Here is a 20,373-nt window from a genome sequence, read left to right on the forward strand (position 1 = left end):
CCGCCGCGCTCGGTATATTTAATGGCGTTGCCCACCAGGTTGAGCAGGATCTGCTTGAGGCGCATGGGATCGGCAAAGACCCTTAGCGGCACGTCCGGGGCCACCCGGCAGGACAGGGTCAGCCCCTTGTTTTTGGCCAACACCTCCTGTTGCCGGGCCAGGGAGGCGGATATCTCCCGCAGATCCACGCTCGTTTCCCGGACATCGAACTTTCCGGCCTCGATCTTCGAATAATCCAGGATGTCGTTTATGACCGACAACAGGGTCTGAGCTGACTCCTCGGCCACGCTTAAGCGTTGTCTGGCCTTGGGGGACAACTCCTCGTGCAGGACGAGCTGGATGTATCCCAAAACGGCATTGAGCGGGGTTCTGATCTCGTGGCTCATGTTGGCCAAAAAGCGGCTCTTGGCCTGATTGGCGGCATCGCTTTGGTGCATGGCCCGCAGGAGCTCCCGCTCCAGGCGCTTGCGCTCGGTGATGTCGCGCACAAATTCCACCACGCCCTTGATCCGGCCCAGGGCATCCCGGAAAGGATAGGCGAAAAGCTCGATAAACCCGGGGGCGACGCCCGCAATGCCCTCCTGGGAGACGGCCTCGGAGTGCATGCGGCCGTCGGCCATGGCCCGCATGCTGGGACAGCTCGGACAGGGGGTCGCCCGGCCCCGGAAGGCCTCATGGCAAATGCGCCCCACCAAGGGCGATCCGGATTCGTACATGGCCCGCATGGCCGCGTTGACCTTGATGACGTTTAAGTCCGCGTCCAGGACGCTGATGCCGTCCTGGATGGTGTCCAAAATGGCCTCCAAAAAGATGGCGTTTTCCTTCAGCCGCTCCTGGACCTTGGCCCGGGCCTCGATCTCCAGGCGCAGGGAGGCGTTGGCGGCGGCCAGTTCGGCCGTGCGCGCCGCCACCCGGACCTCCAACTCGTCCCGGGCGTGCTCCAGGGCCTCCTCGGCCAGCTTGCGTTCGGTGACGTCGTTGCCCACGGCCTGGTATTCCACCACGTTGCCCGCCATGTCGAAGACGCCCCGATGGGTCCAACGCTGCCAGCGCATGATCCCGCCGGGCATGACGATGCGGTGTTCGAAATCGACCACGGGGTTGGCCATGGAGATGGAGGCGATCCCCCTGGTGATCACGATCATGTCGGCGTCGGGGATGTGGGGAATGAAATTTTCGCCGATGAGGTCGCGCCGATCCTTGCCGAAATAGCGCACATAGGCCTCGTTGACGAAGGACAGGCGGCCGTCGGGCCGGTAGCGGCAGATGAGTTCGGTCTGGTCCTCGACGATGGACCGGTAGCGGGCCTCGCTGCGGGCCAGGGCCAGTTCGGCGTTTTTGCGGCCGGTGATGTCCAGGCAGATGCCTTCCACCCGGGTCGGCCGACCGTCCGAATCCCGGAAGAGCTTGGCCGTGCAGGACACCCACACCAGACCGCCGTCGCGACGCCGAAACTGGGTTTCGAAGGTGTGCGGCCCATCCCCCCGGGACAGGATCGCCATGATCTCGGCCCGTCCGCCGGGATGGGGATAGAGTTGGCGTTCGATGTCGCGCACCGTGCCCATCAACTCCTCGGGGCTGTCGTAGCCGAGCATCCGGGCCAGGGCCGGATTGGCCTCCAGAATGCGCCCGTCCATCGCCGTACAGAGGATGCCCTCCATGGCGCTGACGAAGATGTTGCGGTAGCTTTCCTCCTTTTCCCGAATGATCTCTTTGAGCACGCCAATGTATTCCCACTCCATGGCGTTGACCACGTCGGACTGGGTGACCAGTCCGACCAGCCGCCCTTGCCCGTCCACCATGACCAAGCGGCGGATGCCGTTTCGGCGCATCAGCGACAGGCCCTCGTGGACCGGGATGTCGGCGTCGACCGTGAGCACCGGGGTGCGCATGGCGTCGCCCAGGGACAGGGCGCAGGCCGCCTCGCCGGCCAGGATCACCGAGGCCGCGTCGCGTTCGGTGAAGATGCCCACCGGGCGGCCATCCTCCACGGCCAACAGGCAACTGATGTTTTTTTCGGCCATAAGGCCCAGGGCCTCGGCCAGCGGGGTGGCGGGCGCTGCAGTCACCACGTCGCGGACCATGATCCGGGACAGGCGGCGCAGTTCGACGAAATATTCGTAGCCCAGATGCTCCACCAGATCGGACTGGGAGATCACGCCGCAGGCCGTGCCGTCGGCGGCGACCACCACCAGGTGGCGCAACCGGTGTTGTTGCAGCAGGGAATAGGCCTCGTGGGCGAACATGTCCGGGGTCGCCGTCAACACCGGGGAGGACATGATCGTGGACACGTCTGTCCGGGCCACGCCGGGATCGGCGGCCACGGCCCACAAAAGTCCCCGCTCGGTGACAATTCCCACGGGACGGCCATCCTCGAGCACCGGCAGGCAGGACAGGGCGCGCTCGCGCAAAAGTCCGGCCACCTCGCCCACCGTGGTCCGGGGGCCGACGGCCACCAGGCCTCGGGAATGGATTTCACCTAGTCGTTTTCGGAACATGGCGCCCCGTGCCGTTTGACGCGCCAACGCTACGCGCCCCGTGGCCCGCGTGCGGCAAACAGGCCGTTTCGGATCATTTTCCGCCTCGCAACGCCGAAGGCGGGCCGCCTCGACCGGACGTCGGGTCACAGGCCCGCGCGCCACCATAACCGTTTACGAATACCACGACGGTCGCTGGACCCGCCAGCACATTTTCCCGGGCCGCCCCCGCCCCCTTGCCCCGGACGGCCCGGTGCGGCTACCATGGGCGGGCCATGAAGCCCCTTTGCCTGATTCACGCCAACTGCCAGGGCGAACCCCTGGCGAAGCTCTTCGCCGCGCATCCCGGGTTCAGCCGGAATTTCGAGGTGGCCCATGCCCTCAACTATACGCGACAGCCCGTGCCCCCTGCCCTGCTTCGCCGCTGCGGCCTCTTCCTGTACCAACGCCTGGGAGCGGAATGGGGGGAACTGTCCAGCGAGGCGCTTTTATCCCAACTGCCCGCCGGATGTCCGTCGCTGTGCCTGCCCAACCTCTTTTTTCTGGACTATTGGCCGTTTTGGTCCTCCAACACGACCTTTGCCTATTCCGATTATTTTCTGGACGAACTGCTCTCCCGGGGGTTGTCGGATCGCGAGATCATGCACCTCTATCTGCACACGGACCCCGCCCGCTATTACGATCTGGACGCCATCATGGAGAACTCCAGACGCCGGGAGGCGGAGAAGGAAAAACACTGGGACATCAAGCTGTCCCACACCGTGCGCGAGATGTGCCGCCATGCCTTGGCGTTTCACACGGTGAACCATCCGGGACGGTCCCTATGCCTCACGATGGCCGAGGCGGTTCTGGAAAGGCTGGGCTATCCGCCCCTTCCGGCGCCGGTGCGCGAGGCCTTCCCCGATCCCTTCGGGGAATTCACCATGCCCATCCACCCACGGATTGCGACCCGGCTCGGGCTGACCTTTCTGCCCGAGGCGCCTCTTTTTCCGGTCTACGGCCGGGACATGGGCATCGAGGAATATGTGGGGTGCTATCTGGCCTGCAAACGGCTGAAAGAAACGGACTTCATCGGTTTTTTACGCCTGTGGGCGGTCCTTGGCGGGGAAAAAGCTCCCGCAGGGGACGGTCGGCCAGGGCCGTGAGCACGGCCTCGGCTGCGGCGTAATTGACTCCCAGGTCGTGGCGCTGGCGCACCCTGGCCTCGGCCCGTTCGCCCATGGACCGGCGCAGGTCCAGGTCGTCCAGCAGGCGGCGCAGGGCGGCCCGAAAGGCCGCGTCGTCGAAGGGCGGCGTGAGAAACCCGGTCTCGTCCCGGCCCACCACCTCGGGCACCCCGCCGTTGTCGAAGGCCACCACAGGCAGCCCCACGGACTGGGCTTCCAGGTAGACCATGCCCAGGGATTCCCGGATGCCCGGGAAGGCGAACAGATCGGCGGCGCTGAAGACCCCGGCCAGCTCCTCGCGCGGCACACGGCCCAGAAAAAAGGCCCGCCCCGGCAACTCCCGCCGGGCCAGCTCCATGATCTCCTCCCGGCAGACCCCGTCCCCGGCCGCCAGCAGCCGGAACCGCCGCCCCTCCCGGGCCAGCTCCCCAAGCCGCATTATGAGGTAGCGCAGGCCCTCGACCTTGACCCCGGGCCGGAACATGGCCGCCGTGGCGATGACCGGGCCGTCCCCGGCGAGTTCGGCGCGCAGCGTCTTGCGGGCCGCCGGATCGAAGACGAACTGCCCGGGGAAGATGCCCGGGGGCACATAGCTGAGCCGGTCTTCCGGGATGATCCGGCGCAAATTTTCCTGGTCGAGCAGGCGGTTGGTGAAGACGTGAGCCGCCGCCAAGAGGCTTTGGCGGTTCAGGAGAAACCCCAGCCGGGTGCCCAGGGTCTTGGCCCGCTTGGTGGAATAGATGCCTTGAAAGATGGCGTAGGGGACGCTCGCCCGGCGGGCGCACCAGGGTCCGAGCACGTCCGGGGCCTTGTAATAGGCGTGATAGGTCAGCCACAGGTCGGCCCGGGCGTCCTCCAGTCGCATCCCGGTCTCGCGCCGCTCCCACAGCACCCCGGGCCACAGCCAGGGCTTCTTGAAGATCCACCGAGCCCGCAGGGCGCTGGCCTCCATGACCTCATGCCCCCGGGAGCGCAGAAATTCCACCAGCCCCTTGGCGATGGTGGCGTCGCCCGACGGGGTGGGGTCCGACAGGGGCTTCATGGGGGCATAGAAGGCGATTTTCACGGCTTCAGCGACCCCGAAGCGTCCGGTTCCGGGTCGGCGAACATCCCGGGGGGACTTCCGGCCAGGGCCCGGAAGATGTTCGCCAGCCGGGCGGTGTGGACCGTGTTGTCGAAGTCGGCCCGCACCGTGTCCCTGGCCGCCGGGATGATCCGGTCCCGCAATGCGGCGTCGGTTACAAGCCGATACACCGCCTGGGCAAGGGCCTCGGGGTCGCCGGGGGGAACCAAAAGGCCGGTTTTCCCCTCCTCCACCAATTCCGGGATGGCCGAGACGTGCGTTGCGGCCACGGGCACGCCCATGGCCATGGCCTCCACCAACACGTTGGGGATGCCGTCGCGGTCGCCGTTTTGGAGCACCTGGCAGCCCAGGACGAACACATGGGCGGCGCGGTAGAACTCCAGCACCTGCTCGTGGGGCAGGGCCCCGAGGAAACACACCCTGGTGGCCAGCCCCGAATAGCCCGCCAGGGCTTCGAGCTTTTGGCGATCCTCGCCCTCGCCGATGAGGTCGAAGGTGAAGTCCAGCCCCTGTTCGGCCAAAAGGGCCAAGGCCCGGATGACCGTGGGCAGGCCCTTTTTGGCCGTCAGGCGGGCCACGGCGAGGATGCGAAAAGGGGGTTCGAGGGGCGGCGGCGGCCCAGGCGTGAAAAGCGACAGGTCGATGCCGTGGTAGACCAGATGCACGGGGGTGCGCCCGGCGGCCAGGCGCTCCAGGTAGTCGCGGTTGTGTCCGGTGCAGGTCACGGCGAAGGCGGCGTGACGCAGTTTTTCGGCCAGGCTGGCGGGATTTTGGGTGTAGACGTCCTTGGCGTGGCCGGTGAAGCTAAACGGCAGCCCCGTGAGCATGGCCGCGTACCGGGCCACGGAGCCCGGGGAATGGGCGAAATGGGCATGGAAATGGGCCGCCGGGGGATCGGACTTCGGGTCTTGCAGGAGATACCCGGCCTGGAGCAGATGCTTAAGCGAGGCCGAGCGCCGGGTTTTTATGAGTTGGCGCAGCATGCGGGCCGTGGCCTTGAGATAGGCCGCCGGGCGGGCGCGCAACTGGCGCAGGTTGCGGCGTAAAAATTCGCCCCAGTGCCCGGAGAGCATCTCGGGCAAATAGACCACCTCGGCCCGTATGCGCGACACCGAGGCGTGGGCGAAGGATTCGCGGGGTTTGCGCATGGAGATGATCCGGATGCGCAGCCCAAGTTCCTCCAAGAGCCTTATTTCGTTTGAAATAAAGGTCTCGGAAATGCGGGGATAGCCTTTTAGGACCATGGCTAAAACGGGCCTGGAATCGGCCATGAAACGTGATCTCCTTGAGAAATAGGTCGCAGTCCGAACGGACAGGCGGCCCGTGCCGCCTCCACGATCACGCCAGGGCGCTTTTCGCCGCCTGCTCGATGGTTTCGGCCACGAAGGCGTTCAGGCTCTTGCCCTGCACCTTGGCGGCGGCTGCCGCCAGCCGGTGGGCGGCAGGAGAAATGCGGATATTGAATTTCCCCGAATACGGCTTGTCCGGCGTTTTTCCGATCTCCTGGCAAAACTCCAGATAGTCCTCAACGGAGTCGGCCAGCGCCGTTTCGAGCTCGGCAATCGACCGCCCCTCGAACGTCACCACGTCCTGGATATTCACCACCCGGCCGTGAAATATCCGTTCCAGTTCGTCGTATTCGAATTCACCAAGAAAATCTTTGTAGCGCATGAGGTTCATGGTTTCACTCCCGCGTTGCGCAAGAATTCCCGCACGTCCCGGACAGTCGCCCTGCCACATCGCGGACTGGGATGCGGCCGGTGAAACACGGCAACCTTTCCCCGCAAAGCGACCCGGACCCGTGATCCTCTTCCTTCTCGAATCTCCGCGCCGCACGACAGGAAAAGCGCCTCCACGTCCGTCCAACCGATATCGCATGGAGTTGGCTGCTCATAGAGCGCGAGAAGAGTCTTACGATTTTTCGCGTTCACGGCCAACAGATAGTACTATCAAAAAGTACCATGTCAAGATGCGCCATACCGCGTCTACCCCTCGCCCGTCGCCGCAGCCGCAGCCTCACCGGCCCGCTTTTTCTCCGGCCGCACCGGGGCCTCGCCCCCCTCGCCCTCCTGGGCGGCGCGAAACTCCGCCACCCGGGCCGAGATCACATCCAACCCGCAGAACTTGAACGCCCCCATGGCCCGGCAATAGGGCTCCGGATCGTCCAGAAGCGCCCCGATCTTGTCCCGCAGGGAATCCGGCGACAGATCCTCCCAGGGCAAAAACTCAATCAGCTTGCGACGGCTGAGCATCTCCGCCCGGATGCGCTGCTCCATGCGCGGCACCTCCCGGGGAATCACCAGCGACGGCTTGATCTGGCTCAAAATCTCGCAGGTGGTGTTGTAGCCGCCCATGGTCACCACCGCGTCGGCCAGCCCCAAAAGCACCTCCATGCGCCGGTAGAAATGGTAAAACCGCACCCGAAGGCCCGCCGCACGCCGGGCGATGGCCTCCCGCTCGGGCCGGGGCATGAACGGCCCCGACACCAGCACGCTGCGAAACGGCGGCTCCCCCATGTCTTCGAGCATGTCCAGGTAGGCCTCCATGAGCGGATAGCCGTCGCCGCCGCCGCCCGTGGTCACCAGCACCAGCTTTTCCTCGCCGGAGATGCGCTCCTCGCGCCGCACCGCAGCCATGGAATGGCGCAAGGGCACCAGGCGCGGGATATAGCCCGTGAACACCATCTTTTGGCTTATGCTCTCGGGGATGTCGTATTCCACGATGGGATCGTAGAGATCCCGGTCGCCGTAGACCCAGATTTCCGAATAATACTTCTCCAAAACCTCGTAGACGCCTTTGTCCCGCCAGTCCTTTCGCGTGCTCTCGGCGTCGTCCATGATGTCCCGCAGGCCCAGGATGGTGCGGGTCTTGGGCAGGCGGCGCTTGAGCCACTTGAGCGTGGGGATGACCTCGCGTTTGAGGCCCATGGGGGCCTTGTCCACGATGAAAAGGTGCGGCTGGAAGGCCTTGGCCGTGGCCACGATGATGTTGCGCCGGATGTTGAGGGCGTGGCGGGCGTTGATCTTGATGGACAGGGGCAGATATTCTTCGTTGGTTTTTTTGATCATGCCCGGGATGCGCACGAAATCCACGCCCTCGGGCGAGGAAAAGCGCCCGGCCAGGGGGGAGCCGGTGAGGATGAGGATGTTCACCCCCTTTTGGCGCATGTGCGAGGCGATGGCCAGGGTGCGGCGGATGTGCCCCAGACCGTAGGTGTCGTGGGAATACATCAGGATATTGAAGGTCGTGGGCTGGGCCATACGGCAATAAAGCCTTGTGGTTGGCGTTTTGGAAAAAAGCTGGCGGGTCGGACGAAAAAGACCGGCGGCTAGGGAATGTCCATGCCCAGTTTGCGGTATTCGTTGAGCTTGTTGCGGAGCGTGCGCACGGAGATGCCCAAAAGCTGCGCCGCCTGGGTGCGGTTGCCCTCGGTCTTGTCCAGGCTTTTCATGATCATGCGCCGCTCCATGACGTCCAGGGTCTCGATGTCCCCGGTCGGCGCCCCGGCCAGGGCCGAGAAGCCCCCCGGCGGAACCAGCCCGCCTTCGGCGTCCGGGGCGGCGGCAGGCGCGGGCGTGGCCGCCGCGTCCGTCGGTATGGGCGCTTCCGGGGCCAGGATCTCCTGCGCATCGCCGCCATCGGACTCCATGTCCGGCCAGTTGTCGGCGTCGAGCAGGAAATGGGCCTTTTTGATGGCCCCGCCGCCGGCCAAAAGCACGGCCCGCTCCATGAGGTTTTGCAACTCGCGCACGTTGCCCGGCCAGTCGTAGGCGGTCAGCCAGTCCATGGCCTCGGCCGTGAACCGGATCTTGTCCAGGCCGTAGGCCCGGCAGTATTTTTCCGTGAAATAGGCGGCAAGGCCCGGGATGTCCTGGCCGCGCTCCCGCAGGGGCGGCAGCTTCAGGGGGATGACGTTTAAGCGGTAGTACAAATCCTGCCGGAACTTCCCCTCCTCGACGTATTCCTCCAGACGGCGGTTGGTGGTGGCCAGGACGCGCACATCGGCCCGCACGGTCTCCGTGCCGCCCACCCGGTCGAACTCGCCCTCCTGGAGCACGCGCAAAAGCTTGGCCTGGAGCCCCAGATCCATCTCGGAAATCTCGTCCAACAGGATGGTGCCGCCCTGGGCCAGCTCGAACTTGCCCATCTTGCGGGCGATGGCCCCGGTAAACGCCCCCTTCTCATGGCCGAAAAGTTCGCTCTCCAGCAGGTGCTCGGGAAGCGCCGCGCAGTTGATGGCCACAAACGGCCCCGCCGCCCGGTCGCTCTGGGCGTGCAGGAAGCGGGCGAACATCTCCTTGCCCGTGCCGGATTCGCCGGAAATAAGCACCGTGGCCCGGGATTTGGCCACCTGTCTGGCCAGGGACAGGACGCGGCGGATGGCCGGATGATCGCCGATGATGGCGAAACGCCCGCACGGGGCGTCGCTTTGGCCCGTCACCCCGGCATGAGCGCGCTTGTCGGCCGGGGCGGCCTCGGATCGCGACACGGGCTCCCCTGCCCGCAGCCCCATGCCCGGTTCGCCATCGCGGGGCATGACCGCCTGGATCTTCTCCCAGGACAGGGGTTCGAGCCAGTAATCCTTGGCCCCGAGTTCCAGATACCGCTGGGCCTCGGCCGCCGAGCCCCGGTCGGTGAAGACCACCGTGGGCGGGAAATTCCCGGCCTCCCGGGCCTTGGCCAAAAGCGAATCCGCCGAATAGATGCCGATCTTGGCCTGGGAAAAAATGAGGATAGGCTTGGTTTTCTTGAGGAAAGCCAACGCTCCGGACAGGGAGTCGGCGATTGCGCCAGTCACCCTGGCCTCTTTGAGGCTCTGGAAGAGCGCCGTCACCGCCTGCGCCTGGGCGACAAAAAGTATTGTCTTTTCCGGCATGAAGGCCCTTTTAGCCCCAAGTCAAACGCTTTTCAATCCACATTGGGCCCTTTTCACCCACACCGCCCGGAAAAAAACCGCCACGCATGCCGCCCTGGCGCATCTCTTGACCGCCTTTCGCGGATCGGACTACTCTCCCCCCGCACACATGCGCGGCCCGGCGCCAGCGGCCACGCCCCGAAAAAAGGATGCCCCCATGCAAAGCCCCGACCCGAATTCGTCCGACTCCACCCCAAAATCCATCTTCGCCCGCCGCATTCCGGCCAGATACCTGATCATCGCCGCCGGATTCATCCTGTTCTGGCCCGTGGCCTTCTACGCCATGGGACTCTTAAACGGCATCTACGACGCCGTGGACCCCACACGTTTTGCCGAGGTGGACGAATCCGTCAAGGCCTTGACCCAAAACGTGGGCGAAAATTCCACGCCCCAGGAAAAGGGCGCCGTGCTGGCCGAGGCCATCGTGCATCAACTGGAACGCGAACTGGGCTCCACCTTCGGCTGGTCCGCCAACGACTTCTTCCCCACCCGGTTCCTGGATAACCGGGCCTCGCGCCAAAAAGGCGTCATCTTCTCCACCCGCATGCTCATCCGCTTTTTCTCCACCCGGTGCAGCAAGCACGGGGCCATGGGCGCGGAACATGAGGGATTGAAGGCCGCCCGGGAAAAACGCCTCGTCTACGCCGAAGACATCTGGGGATTTTTTCATTCCTCCACGGAAAGCGAATACCGGGCCGGCATCGACCTGGTGCGCCAGTACGAAAAGGAACTGGCCGCCGGAACCGCCGTCTTCAACCTGCGCACCGACGACATCTACGACCTGTTGACCTACATCACCGGGCGGGAATTCCTGGACCAACCCATGGGGCTGCTCATCCAGTCCGGCGACGAGGTTTCCTTCTCCGAGGAGGACGACCGCGTCTACTACGCCCAGGGGGCCATGCTCGTGGTGCGCGACTTCCTCTACGCCCTGGTCAAATGCTATCCGTCCATCGGCCAGAAAGGCGGCGAGGAAAACCTCAAAGAGGCCTTCCGGGCCATGGACAAGATCTGCTCCTTCGACCCGCCGTTCGTCGTCGAAGGCGCCCACGACTCCATGCTGGCCGACCATCGGGGCAAGATGGCCCGCTATTACGTGACCGTGCTGACCCGGCTCAATGATGTCACCCAGTCGGTGAACAGATAAGACCCCGGGGGAAACTTTTTGAAAAAAGTTTCCCCCGAACCCCTTTCCAAAACTTTTGGCGGGGCGGCGGGAGCGCCGGGAACGAAAAACATGGGGCATGTTTTTCGTGGGGAGGGGGTATGGGAGATGACCTGCGCGTTTTGCCGAAGGGCCGCGCAAGGTCCGGGACGCGAAAGGCGGGGCGGCCAGTGGCGTCCTTCGTGGAGATGAGGCCGGGCAAGGAAATCGTGATGCAAAAAGACGGGATGGTGACGCTGCGTCCCGCCGTGCAGGCCGACCGGCGGCGCTTCTACGACTGGCTGCGCCGCTTCGACGGCACGCCCGCCCACGACGGCCTGCCGGACTTCGAAACGTTTTCCGGCGACGAGCAGGATTTTTTCTTCGACGGCTCGTCCCAGGACAAGGGGCGCTACTTCGTCATCGTGGCCACGGACGCCCCGCCGGACGACGCCCAAGACGGCGCACGGCCGTCCGGCCAGCCTACAGTCACGCCCATCACGGAGGACCCTCCCGTCACGGAGGACCCTCCCGTCACGGCGGCCCCGCCAGGCCGACGCGGCCCGGTCGGCCGCGATGTGGGCTGCATCTCCTACACCTGCTTCCACCTCAAGCCGGGCGTGGCCGAGATCGACCTGTGGCTGGCGGACGAGTCCCTGTGCAGCAAGGGCTACGGCACGGCGGCCATCCGGACGCTTTTGGACAGGCTTGGCCGGGAACTCGGCATCCATACTGCGCTGATTCGGCCGTCCAGGGAGAACGCCCGGGCGATCCGCGCCTATGCGAAGTGCGGCTTTTCCCCCATGCCGGGGGACATCTCCGACTACATGCTGCCGCAGTATCTTGCGCCCTACGGCGAAGGGGATTTCGGGGAGGGGGGGACGGTGAATCTGTCGCTTCGGATCACACGTCCGGTGAAGGCCGCCTCCGAAAACACCCGATAATCCACGCCAAGCGCCTTGCCGATGACCCGGCGGCCGTGCCCCCTCTGCGAGACAAGCTCCCGGCGCACGCCGATGGCCGCCGCCATTCCCATCACGGTTCCATGTCCTGATGACCGCCGCCGTGGCGATTCCGCCCGTGGCGGCCCTGGACTTATGGGTGAATATGGGTGTATTTTTGGGTGAGGAGGCGCACCCGTGCTACGAACCGACACCATCCGCATCACCCCGGAGCTTTTGACGCTCATCGCGGCGTGCGACGAATTCAAGGGGGCATGGCGCGCCCTCGGCACGTTGGCCCCCGACCGGCTACATGCCCTGCGTCGCATCGCCACCATCGAAAGCGTGGGATCGTCCACCCGCATCGAAGGGGCGAAACTCTCCGACAGCGACGTCGAAAAGCTCCTGTCGCGCCTCACCGTCACCCCCTTCGCCTCCCGCGACGAACAGGAGGTGGCCGGGTACGCCCAGACCATGGAGACGATCTTCGAATCCTGGGCGGACATCCCTTTGACGGAAAACCACATCAGACAGTTGCACCGCGACCTGTTGCGCCACAGCGACAAGGACGCCCGGCATCGCGGGGAATACAAGACAACGTCCAACAGCGTGGCCGCCTTCGACGCATCCGGGCGGCAGATCGGCATCGTTTTCGAAACCGCCTCGCCGTTCGACACGCCTCGGCGCATGGCCGAGCTTGCGGCCTGGTTCACGGCCGAGGCCGAACGCGGCAATCTGCACCCGTTGCTGCGCATCGCCGTCTTTATCGTGGTGTTCCTGGAAATCCACCCCTTCCAGGACGGCAACGGGCGCTTAAGCCGCATCCTGACCACGCTGCTTTTGCTGCAAAACGGCTATGCCTATGTCCCGTACAGTTCGCTGGAAAGCGTCATCGAGAACAGCAAGGAGGCGTATTACCTCGCCCTGCGCCGGACCCAGAGCACGATCCGCACGGATACGCCGGACTGGCAGCCCTGGCTCGTCTTTTTTCTGCGCGCCCTGGAGCAGCAGACGCGCCGTCTGGCGGCCAAGGTGGAACGGGAGAGGATCGTGCTTGCCGCCCTGCCCGAACTTGCCGTGCGGATCGTCGAACAGGCCCGGATGCACGGCCGGGTCACCATGAGGGAGATGATCGCCATGACCGGGGCCAGCCGCAATACGCTCAAGGAGCATTTCCGCAGGCTCGTGGGGCAGGGATTGTTAGTGCGGCATGGGGCTGGCAAGGGGTCGTGGTACACCCTGCCCTGACAAGGTGCTTCGCTTTGCGGCGGCGGAGCATGCGGCTTTTCCCCCATGCCGGGAGAGATATCCGCCTACATGCTGCCGGAATTTCTCGCGCCCTATGGCGAAGGGGATTTCGGGGAAGGGGGGACGGCGAATCTGGCGCTTCGCCTGGAGCGCCGGGAGCTGGCCGCCTACAAAAACACCCGATAATCCACGCCAAGCGCCTTCGCCAGCCGCCGCGCCATCTCCTTGCCGATGACCCGGCGGCCGTGCTCCATCTGCGAGACAAGCTCCCGGCGCACGCCGATGGCCGCCGCCAGGACGGCCTGGGTCATGTTCTCCTTGACCCGCGCCCCGCGCAACGCGTCGCCCGCCCCCATGTCCGGAAAGACCTCCTCCAGGCTAGACATGGCTTTTTCTTCGCCGTCAGCGCGTTTCAAAATCCTCACCTATGCATGGCTCTCCCCCGCCCTCTTCTTCCTCGACACATCCTTTCCGCCACCGACGCCCCTTCTCCGTCAGCCGACACCGTTGCCGACGGCTTGCGGGCCTGTCCGCAATGGTCATCTCCACAAGTCCGTCCGCCAGGGCCGGTCCGAGAGAGCGTTCCCGAAAGGACTTGCGATCCTGCAAACGCAGGAGATGCTGCACCGCCTCACGCGGCATGTCGCCTTGCATGACCCGCAACAGTTGTCCGACTTGGGGGGTGACTTGGGGGGTGACTTGGGGGGCGGAGGCGGCAAGGGCGTCGCCGACCGCCAGCCAGGCCAAAAGCGGCGGCGGGGAAAATGTGGAAAAAGGCCAGCGAGGATCGAAGAAACGAATTAGCCCAGCCCTACAGCCGCAAGCAGCCCGGACAAGACCTTGGCCGCATCGAAATGGGCTTCGGCGATCTTGCGGGCGGCCCGGCCGTGGCGCACGGGATCGGCCTCCACGGCCCGGATGGCGGCTACGGCCGCGTCCGGCCCCTCGAAGGCGAAAAGGCCCTCGCCCGTGGGCAAAACCGCGCCAAACCCCGTGTCCTCGTCGATGACCGGCTTTCCGGCCGCCAGATAGCTGGCGCTTCGATCCGAAAACCAGCCGCTTTTGAGCAGCACGTTCTGGTCCTTGGCCAGGGAGAAATGGGCCTTGGACCGCAGGATGTAGTCGCGGTAGACCCGCGGGTCGGCCGAGACGGCCAGGGCGTCGCGCACGATCCACCCGGCGTCGGCGAAGCGCGGCGCGGCTTCCTTCATGCCGCTCATGGTCAAGTCCAACTCCACTCCGGGAAGGCGCGCGGGCAGATCGATCATGGCCTCGTATTTCAGGCTTTTCCGCCAACTGAGGCGGCGGCCGCCGATCTCCAGATCCCGGTCCTTGGCGTCCCAGGTGCCGATGGTGGTGTAGCCCCGGCCGGGCGAGACCCCGCCTTCCCACAGGTCGAGCACCACGGGCGGGGCCAGGGGCTTCCAGTCCAGGCCCGACAAGGGCACGCCCGGCACGCCGCCTGCGGGCAGGTTCAGGCCGTAGGTGAAAAAATGCTCGTGGGCCAGGACGTAGTCGCTCATCCCCTGGTCGCGCTCCACCTTGACCTGGGTAAAGACCGGGTCGGTGTCGATAAAGACCCGCACCCGGGGGGTGAGGTATTCCTCGCGCAAGGGAACCACCCCGGAGACGTTGAGAAAAAGGTCGGCCGTGGCGCAAAAACGCCGCATCTCGTCGGGGGCGACCCCGAAGGTGCGGCCCTCGATGTCGCTGCGGTAGAAAAAGCGCCCGGCCAGGCCGTACCGGGCCAGCATGTCCGTCAGGACCGCCCGGCCGTGGCCGGAGTCGTCCACGCCATGCCCCACGGCCGGGTCGAAGGGATAGGCCCAGTCCGAGGCGTCCTCCACAAAAAGCACCTCATGCCCCAGCCGGGAAAGTCCCAACAGGTAATGCAGGATCATCCAGGCCTGCCCGCCCAGGGGAAAGCCCACGAAAAACCCGGCCACAACGATGCGCAAAGAACGGCGGCTCATCCGTTGCCCCTGGGAAGACCTTTGTCCTGGAAATATCGCCGCGTCCCTTCGGCAATCGTCACCGTGACCACCCCGTTTTTCGCGATCCAGGCCGCAAAGGCCTCCAGGTTGGCGGCAGACCAGGGCTCCCAGCCCACATCGTCGCCCACCCCGTGCAGGCAGAGCACCAGCCAGCCGTCCTGGTCGATGACCACCTTTTTCGCCAAATCAATGATGGTCTGGGCCGAATCGGCCGTATGCACCACATGGCGCTTGATCCACCAGCGATCCGTGCGGCCGGGAAAATTTCCGGCATCGCCGCCGGCAACGACCTGGTCGTACAGGGAACGGCTGAGGTCGCGCATGTGGGTGGTCCAGTAGTTGTGCGGGGTGATGTAGGTGCGCACGGGAAATCCCATCTCCGCCAGAACCTCGCGCGACTCCTCCATCTCCCGCTGATAGGACACGGCCCGGATGCTGCCGTCCTCCACATCGTCGGGGTCCAGGGGCCGAAACACCACCTCGCCGATCAGTTCGTCGTAATAATAGCTGCCCGGGGTGTTTTTCACCTCGCGTTCGTTGTCGAGCTCCTTGAGATGCCTCCCGTCCTCGGTCAGCCCGGCCATCTCCTCATAGGCATACTTGGCCTCGAACACCGTTTCGCTGCCCTTGACGTTGCGACAGTTGGCGAGCGGCTCCTGGGCGTAGCCTTCGGGGATGTCCACGGGCCGCTTGTGGGTCAGGCCGTGGGAGGCCACCTCCCAGCCGCCCTGCGTCAGCTCCCGCAGTTGGGCCACGTTCATGAAATCGTCGTCGGCGTTTTTCAGGCGTGCGGCGATGATGCCCGTGGTGGCCGCGATGCCGTATTTTTTGAGGATGGGAAAGGCGTGGGCGTAGACGCTGGCCAGCCCGTCGTCAAAGGTCAGGGTGAGCATTCCCGCCCGGGCGGCGCCTGCCCCGGCTTCGGCCGTGAGCAGCGCCGCCACAAGACAGCAGACGAAAAGGAACCGGTGCATAGGCCTCCCCGACGTTGCAGCGTTTAGCGGCATGGCCGCCGCCATGGCGCGGATGTAGGGCAACTGCGCCAAAAGTCAATGGCCGCTTCGGGCCTTTCTCCTCAAAACCAGTGACTTTATAAAAACATCCGGCCGCTACGCTTCGGGCCACAGCGGCCCTTGCCCTGCCGGGATGACGAACATCTCGCCATGTGATCGTAACGGTTTCTCGTGACGGTTCCAAGGAGGGACACGTCTGGCGCCAGGGAGGCAGGCGCGCTTTGCCGGGGCGGAAAAAAACTGGTAGGAACCGGCATCCCGTTTCGGCGGCGTGACATGCCGCCGAAGGTTTCGCCGCCATCCGGAGGATGACTCATGAAAAAACCGCTGGCCCTTTTCGTCATGGCCTGTCTGGCGTTGTCCCAGGCCCTTCCGGTCCAGGCCTCGGCCAAACATTTCCGCTCCTCCCACGAACATTTCACGGAATACGCCGCCATGGCCTCGGACCTTTTTTTAAGCGCCGACGACCCGGCGGAAAAAAACACCCTGGGGCTGTTGGCCGCCTCGTCGAGCTTCTATGCCGAGAGGGCCTATCTGGTCATGCAACTGACCGATATCCTGGAGAACATGAGGGAGCCGTCGGATGTCGCCTATGTGGAAAAACGCATCCAGGACATCAAGGAATTCGTGCTGGAGGTCATCCGTTCCGAGATCAAGCGCGTCGGGGATCTGACCATGAGCCAGGAGAATCAGAACATCAAGACCGTGGGCAACCTCATCGTCAACGAACTTCGGGTCTTCGAGCGCAACACCGGCAACCTCTAAGGCAGGCCCCACCGGCGGCTGGCCGCATATCCTCAAAATTCGCACCGACGACGGGAGAGGATTGCAGCTCGGGCTCTTTGTTTCTTCCTAAAAAGATACCGGCATTTCCCCGACGCGGTTTAGTCGTGTCCCACGGCCTCGCCCTTGATCGGCTGCGCCTCCCCGGCCTGGGGAGTGGCGTCGAAATCCCCCAGCTTCGGAAACACCATCTCCACCTGCCGCAGGTCCGCCACCTCGGCCGTGACCGTCCCGGCCCGGCCCGCCAGCACATGGCCGCCCACGCGACGGCCCGAGGCGTCAGGGTCGGAGATGAAATGCAGATGCCAGCCGGGCACGTTGAGGCCTCCCACGTTTTTCGGGCAGCGAAAGCCCACCATGGTCCCGGTCACGTTTTCCAGCTCGAACACGCTCTGCTCGGCCAGGGCCTTGGCCAGGGGCGGATAGGGACGGCTCTGGCCCGGCACGCTGCGGACCTTGAGGCTGGCGAAGGTTCCGGTCAGGCGCACGGCGTAATAGAGATTTTTCGTGGGCAGGGAGGCGTCCAGGGCCTCCGTGGCCTCGGCCAGGGACGCGCCGCCGGGGACGGGCACGGTGCGGTCGGCGGAGAAAAAGACCACCATGGCGAAGGGCGACCGGGTGGCCGGATCGATGACGTTTACCGAGCCGTCGGAGGCCACCCGGTAGAACACGCCGTTCGCCGCCACCATCTCGCCGTCCAGGCCGTCCACGGTGCCCAGGCCCGTGTCGCCGCGCCGGGAGAGTTCGCGGATGTCCACACCGCCGTCCAGGCCCCCGGCGGCCAGAGAATCGATGGTGGCGGCCTGGAAAAGGACGTTTTTGCCGGACCTGGCCGCACACCCCGAGGCCAGGGCCGCCAGACACATGAAAAGGGCCAAAAGACGCAGGGACTTCATGGCGCGGATGTTCATGCCGCTCCCTCCAGATCGGTTTCCGTCTCTTCCTGCCCGGCCAGAAACCGGGTCACCACAGGCATGTCCGTGGCCTGGATCTCCTCGGGGGTTCCTTCAAAGACGATGCGCCCGCCATCCAGCAGGGCCACCTTGGCCGCAATGCGGAAGACGTCGGGGATGTCGTGGCTGACCATGAGCGCCGTAAACCCGAAGGTCTGGCGGGATTGGGCGATAAGCGACAGCACGCCGTTTTTGCGGATGGGATCGAGGCCGGTGGTCGGCTCGTCGAAGAGGATGACCCGGGGCTCGTTGACCAGGGCCCGGGCCAGGGCCACGCGCTTTTGCATGCCGCCGGAGATTTGCGAGGGGTATTTTCCGGCCACGACCCCAAGCTCCAGGCGTTCGATCTTGTCCATGACCCGGGCGACGATTTCCTTTTCCCCCTGCTTCGTCTTTTCGCGAAGCGGCAGGGCGATGTTTTCAAACACCGTCAGGGAATCGAAAAGGGCCATGTTCTGAAACATAAAGCTCATGCTGCGGGCCAGGGCCCCCCGTTCGGAGCGGCGCATCCCGGTCAGGGACCGTCCCTGGAACAGGATCTCTCCGGAATCGGGTCGCAAAAGGCCCACGATATGCTTTAAGAGCACGCTCTTGCCCCCGCCGCTTTTGCCGATGATCAGCGTGATGCCGCCCTCGGGCACGGCCAGATTGACTCCGCGCAGCACTTCCTGGCCTTGAAAGGATTTGCGAAGATCTTTGATCTCGATAAGTGCGTGGTTCATGTCCTGCGTTTCGTCCCGGCGGGGTAATGGGGAGCCTCCCGGGCCATGGAAGATCCCGGGGGCGCGGTCCCTTGGCGGACCAGGGGGCGCACCGGGCACTGTGAACATTTTTTTCCCCCTTGGCAAGACAAGGCCCGGCGGTCGCAGGCGGGCCGGGTTTCGACGCACCTCCGGAGCGCCCCGCATCCGGCCTGGGGGGGCGGGGTCTTGCCCTTTTTGTTTCAAGGCGTACATATGTCACATGAAAAAAGCAGCACCCCCTGACGGCAAACGTGTTTCCATGCCCGTTTCGGGCATGCACTGCGCGGCCTGCGCCGCACGCATCGAAAAAATCGTCTCCGGCATGGAGGGCGTGGCCTCGGTTTCGGTCAACCTGGCCGACGAGTCCATGCAACTGGCCTTCGATCCGGACAAGGTGGACCTGGGTTCCGTGGTCAGCCGCGTGTCGGACCTGGGATTCACGGCCACCCCGCCCCCCAGCCAGGCCAGCCTGGAGCTGGCCGTCACCGGCATGCACTGCGCGGCCTGCTCGTCGCGCATCGAACGGGTGGTGGGGGCCATGCCCGGCGTGGCCCAGGCGACGGTGAACCTGGCCGCCGAGACCGGAAAATTCGTCTTCGACCCCGCCGCCGTCACCCCCCGGGACATCCGCCGCACCATCCGCGACCTGGGCTTTTCCTCCGAATCCCTGACCACCACGGATTTTTTCCAGACCCGGCGCACCGAGGCCGAAAAATCCCTGCGCGCCCTGCGCCGGGAGCTTGTTCCGGCCATGGTCCTGGCCGGCCTTTTGCTCTACGTGTCCATGGGGCACATGCTGGGGCTGCCCCTGCCGCCGTTTCTCGACCCGCACCACTCCCCGGCCGGGTTCGCCCTGGCCCAGTTCGTCCTGGTGGTCCCCATCATGTGGGCCGGACGCCGTTTCTACACCGTCGGCATCCCAAGCCTTTTGCGCGGCGCGCCGAACATGGACTCCCTGGTGGCCGTGGGCACGGGGGCGGCCTTTTTGCACAGCCTGTGGAACCTGATCGAGATTCTTATGGGCGTGGACCCGGCGGCCCGGGCCATGGACCTCTATTTCGAATCCGCAGGCGTTTTGATCGCCATGATTTCCTTGGGCAAATACCTGGAGGCCGGGGCCAAGTACAAAACCTCCGACGCCATCGCGGCGCTCATGCGGCTGGCCCCGGACATGGCCACCCTGGTCAAGGACGGCGAGCACCTGCCCATCCCCCTGGAAGAGGTGGTGGCCGGGGATGTCCTTTTGGTGCGCCCCGGCGACCGGGTGCCCACGGACGCCGAGGTGGTCGAGGGCCAGTCCGGGGTGGATGAATCCATGCTCACGGGCGAGCCCCTGCCGGTCACCAAGCGCCCCGGGGACACGGTCACCGGCGGCACGCTCAACACCACGGGCGCGCTCACCGTGCGGACCGTACGCGTGGGCGCGGACACCACGCTGTCGCGCATCGTGGCCCTGGTGCGCGAGGCGCAGGGCTCCAAGGCCCCCATCGCCGATCTGGCCGACCGGGTGAGCTTTTATTTCGTGCCCACGGTCATGGCCTGCGCCGTGGTCGCGGCCCTTGCCTGGTACTTTTTAGGCGGGGCGACCTACACCTTTGCGCTGCGCATCTTCACCGCCGTGCTGGTCATCGCCTGCCCCTGCGCCATGGGACTGGCCACCCCCACTTCCATCATGGTCGGCACGGGCCGGGGGGCAAGGCTGGGCATCCTGGTCAAGAGCGGCGCGGCCCTCCAGGGGGCAGGGGGGCTTACGGCCATGGTCTTCGACAAGACCGGCACCCTGACCCATGGCCGACCGTCTCTGGAGGACATCCTGGTTGCGCCCGGGACCGGCGGACTGGGCGCCGACACGGCCCTGGCCCTGGCGGCGGCGGCCGAGAGCCTGTCCGAGCATCCCCTGGCCGTGGCCGTG

20 protein-coding genes are annotated in these 20,373 nt (G+C 65.2%); 7 read left to right on the plus strand and 13 right to left on the minus strand.

Translation table 11 applies throughout. The features are described 5' to 3' along the window. The coding region (locus V3572_RS08240; protein WP_332110502.1) for a CBS domain-containing protein at window positions 1–2,498 on the minus strand (2,498 nt) is incomplete at its 3' end. A 254-nt stretch (window positions 2,499–2,752) separates the two neighbouring features. Between V3572_RS08240 and V3572_RS08245 the strand changes: the two genes are divergently transcribed. Further along, a complete protein-coding gene (locus V3572_RS08245; RefSeq protein ID WP_332110503.1) occupies window positions 2,753–3,622 on the plus strand; it encodes a WcbI family polysaccharide biosynthesis putative acetyltransferase in 870 nt (289 codons plus the stop codon). On the opposite strand, the gene V3572_RS08250 is transcribed toward V3572_RS08245, so the two are convergent. The 6 genes from V3572_RS08250 to V3572_RS08275 all read right to left on the minus strand — a co-directional run bounded on the left by V3572_RS08250 (window position 3,546) and on the right by V3572_RS08275 (window position 9,603). Next, complete coding sequence (locus V3572_RS08250; protein ID WP_332110504.1) at window positions 3,546–4,709, minus strand: glycosyltransferase family 4 protein; 1,164 nt, start codon at window positions 4,707–4,709, stop codon at window positions 3,546–3,548. The two genes, V3572_RS08245 and V3572_RS08250, sit on opposite strands and share 77 nt — an antisense overlap. Then, window positions 4,706–5,998: a glycosyltransferase gene (locus V3572_RS08255; protein ID WP_332110505.1), complete on the minus strand. Its 1,293-nt coding sequence runs from the start codon at window positions 5,996–5,998 to the stop codon at window positions 4,706–4,708. Before V3572_RS08255 ends, V3572_RS08250 begins: the two co-directional genes overlap by 4 nt. A gap of 67 nt (window positions 5,999–6,065) precedes the next feature. After that, on the minus strand, window positions 6,066–6,407 hold the full coding sequence (locus V3572_RS08260; protein ID WP_332110506.1) for a type II toxin-antitoxin system HicB family antitoxin: 342 nt from the start codon (window positions 6,405–6,407) through the stop codon (window positions 6,066–6,068). After that, the gene (locus tag V3572_RS08265; RefSeq protein ID WP_332110507.1) at window positions 6,404–6,658 is read right to left on the minus strand and encodes a type II toxin-antitoxin system HicA family toxin; all 255 of its coding nucleotides are present in this window, start codon (window positions 6,656–6,658) and stop codon (window positions 6,404–6,406) included. Before V3572_RS08265 ends, V3572_RS08260 begins: the two co-directional genes overlap by 4 nt. 54 nt (window positions 6,659–6,712) lie before the next feature. After that, window positions 6,713–7,987 carry a glycosyltransferase family protein gene (locus V3572_RS08270; RefSeq protein ID WP_332110509.1) on the minus strand — a complete coding sequence of 425 codons (1,275 nt, stop codon included), beginning with the start codon at window positions 7,985–7,987 and terminating at the stop codon, window positions 6,713–6,715. Between the two features lie 68 nt (window positions 7,988–8,055). Further along, window positions 8,056–9,603, minus strand: a complete 1,548-nt coding sequence (locus V3572_RS08275) for a sigma-54 dependent transcriptional regulator (protein ID WP_332110511.1) — start codon at window positions 9,601–9,603, stop codon at window positions 8,056–8,058. 196 nt (window positions 9,604–9,799) lie between these two features. On the opposite strand from V3572_RS08275, the gene V3572_RS08280 reads away from it, so the two are divergent. From V3572_RS08280 to V3572_RS08295, 4 genes are all read left to right on the plus strand, one after another. After that, entirely contained in the window at window positions 9,800–10,789 is a 990-nt protein-coding gene (locus tag V3572_RS08280; protein ID WP_332110513.1) for a DUF2333 family protein, read from the plus strand. A gap of 230 nt (window positions 10,790–11,019) precedes the next feature. Beyond that, complete coding sequence (locus tag V3572_RS08285) at window positions 11,020–11,730, plus strand: GNAT family N-acetyltransferase (protein WP_332110515.1); 711 nt, start codon at window positions 11,020–11,022, stop codon at window positions 11,728–11,730. Window positions 11,731–11,925: 195 nt separating this feature from the next. Then, window positions 11,926–12,975, plus strand: coding sequence for a Fic family protein (locus V3572_RS08290; protein ID WP_332110516.1), 1,050 nt, complete (start codon window positions 11,926–11,928; stop codon window positions 12,973–12,975). A gap of 45 nt (window positions 12,976–13,020) precedes the next feature. Beyond that, window positions 13,021–13,161, plus strand: a complete 141-nt coding sequence (locus V3572_RS08295) for a hypothetical protein (RefSeq protein WP_332110517.1) — start codon at window positions 13,021–13,023, stop codon at window positions 13,159–13,161. Here the strand turns inward: V3572_RS08295 and V3572_RS08300 are convergent. Genes V3572_RS08300 through V3572_RS08315 form a run of 4 tightly spaced genes read right to left on the minus strand, consistent with a single transcriptional unit; the run spans window position 13,143 to window position 15,943 of the window. Next, window positions 13,143–13,361, minus strand: a complete 219-nt coding sequence (locus tag V3572_RS08300; RefSeq protein WP_332110518.1) for a helix-turn-helix domain-containing protein — start codon at window positions 13,359–13,361, stop codon at window positions 13,143–13,145. The genes V3572_RS08295 and V3572_RS08300 overlap by 19 nt on opposite strands. Window positions 13,362–13,377: 16 nt before the next feature. Then, window positions 13,378–13,722 carry a Fic family protein gene (locus V3572_RS08305; RefSeq protein WP_332110519.1) on the minus strand — a complete coding sequence of 115 codons (345 nt, stop codon included), beginning with the start codon at window positions 13,720–13,722 and terminating at the stop codon, window positions 13,378–13,380. 53 nt (window positions 13,723–13,775) lie between these two features. After that, window positions 13,776–14,948, minus strand: a complete 1,173-nt coding sequence (locus tag V3572_RS08310; RefSeq protein ID WP_332110520.1) for a glycosyltransferase — start codon at window positions 14,946–14,948, stop codon at window positions 13,776–13,778. Then, a complete protein-coding gene (locus V3572_RS08315; RefSeq protein WP_332110521.1) occupies window positions 14,945–15,943 on the minus strand; it encodes a polysaccharide deacetylase family protein in 999 nt (332 codons plus the stop codon). The genes V3572_RS08310 and V3572_RS08315 overlap by 4 nt, the downstream gene beginning before the upstream one ends. 354 nt (window positions 15,944–16,297) lie before the next feature. Here V3572_RS08315 and V3572_RS08320 point away from each other — a divergent pair, with 354 nt between their 5' ends. Further along, entirely contained in the window at window positions 16,298–16,747 is a 450-nt protein-coding gene (locus V3572_RS08320; RefSeq protein ID WP_332110522.1) for a hypothetical protein, read from the plus strand. A 119-nt stretch (window positions 16,748–16,866) separates the two neighbouring features. Here the strand turns inward: V3572_RS08320 and budA are convergent, their stop codons facing one another. Both budA and V3572_RS08330 read right to left on the minus strand, forming a co-directional pair. Continuing rightward, window positions 16,867–17,676, minus strand: a complete 810-nt coding sequence (gene budA, locus V3572_RS08325) for an acetolactate decarboxylase (RefSeq protein ID WP_332110523.1) — start codon at window positions 17,674–17,676, stop codon at window positions 16,867–16,869. Then, a complete protein-coding gene (locus V3572_RS08330; RefSeq protein ID WP_332110524.1) occupies window positions 17,673–18,440 on the minus strand; it encodes an ABC transporter ATP-binding protein in 768 nt (255 codons plus the stop codon). The genes budA and V3572_RS08330 overlap by 4 nt, the downstream gene beginning before the upstream one ends. Window positions 18,441–18,681: 241 nt before the next feature. On the opposite strand from V3572_RS08330, the gene V3572_RS08335 reads away from it, so the two are divergent. Next, a partial coding sequence (locus V3572_RS08335; RefSeq protein ID WP_332110525.1) for a heavy metal translocating P-type ATPase occupies window positions 18,682–20,373 on the plus strand: 1,692 nt, incomplete at its 3' end.

This window comes from Desulfolutivibrio sp. (assembly GCF_036584575.1).
Classification (GTDB): Bacteria; Desulfobacterota; Desulfovibrionia; order Desulfovibrionales; family Desulfovibrionaceae; genus Desulfolutivibrio.

What these genes read in the sequence shown, in the direction of transcription:
- V3572_RS08295 (WP_332110517.1), top strand. Translation starts at nt 13,021, where the DNA reads ATGCCGGGAGAGATATCCGCCTACATGCTGCCGGAATTTCTCGCGCCC.
- V3572_RS08245 (WP_332110503.1), top strand. Translation starts at nt 2,753, where the DNA reads ATGAAGCCCCTTTGCCTGATTCACGCCAACTGCCAGGGCGAACCCCTG.
- V3572_RS08285 (WP_332110515.1), top strand. Translation starts at nt 11,020, where the DNA reads ATGCAAAAAGACGGGATGGTGACGCTGCGTCCCGCCGTGCAGGCCGAC.
- V3572_RS08330 (WP_332110524.1), bottom strand. Translation starts at nt 18,440, where the DNA reads ATGAACCACGCACTTATCGAGATCAAAGATCTTCGCAAATCCTTTCAA.
- V3572_RS08270 (WP_332110509.1), bottom strand. Translation starts at nt 7,987, where the DNA reads ATGGCCCAGCCCACGACCTTCAATATCCTGATGTATTCCCACGACACC.
- V3572_RS08255 (WP_332110505.1), bottom strand. Translation starts at nt 5,998, where the DNA reads ATGGCCGATTCCAGGCCCGTTTTAGCCATGGTCCTAAAAGGCTATCCC.
- V3572_RS08260 (WP_332110506.1), bottom strand. Translation starts at nt 6,407, where the DNA reads ATGAACCTCATGCGCTACAAAGATTTTCTTGGTGAATTCGAATACGAC.
- V3572_RS08320 (WP_332110522.1), top strand. Translation starts at nt 16,298, where the DNA reads ATGAAAAAACCGCTGGCCCTTTTCGTCATGGCCTGTCTGGCGTTGTCC.
- V3572_RS08310 (WP_332110520.1), bottom strand. Translation starts at nt 14,948, where the DNA reads ATGAGCCGCCGTTCTTTGCGCATCGTTGTGGCCGGGTTTTTCGTGGGC.
- V3572_RS08275 (WP_332110511.1), bottom strand. Translation starts at nt 9,603, where the DNA reads ATGCCGGAAAAGACAATACTTTTTGTCGCCCAGGCGCAGGCGGTGACG.
- budA (WP_332110523.1), bottom strand. Translation starts at nt 17,676, where the DNA reads ATGAACATCCGCGCCATGAAGTCCCTGCGTCTTTTGGCCCTTTTCATG.
- V3572_RS08280 (WP_332110513.1), top strand. Translation starts at nt 9,800, where the DNA reads ATGCAAAGCCCCGACCCGAATTCGTCCGACTCCACCCCAAAATCCATC.
- V3572_RS08315 (WP_332110521.1), bottom strand. Translation starts at nt 15,943, where the DNA reads ATGCACCGGTTCCTTTTCGTCTGCTGTCTTGTGGCGGCGCTGCTCACG.
- V3572_RS08300 (WP_332110518.1), bottom strand. Translation starts at nt 13,361, where the DNA reads ATGTCTAGCCTGGAGGAGGTCTTTCCGGACATGGGGGCGGGCGACGCG.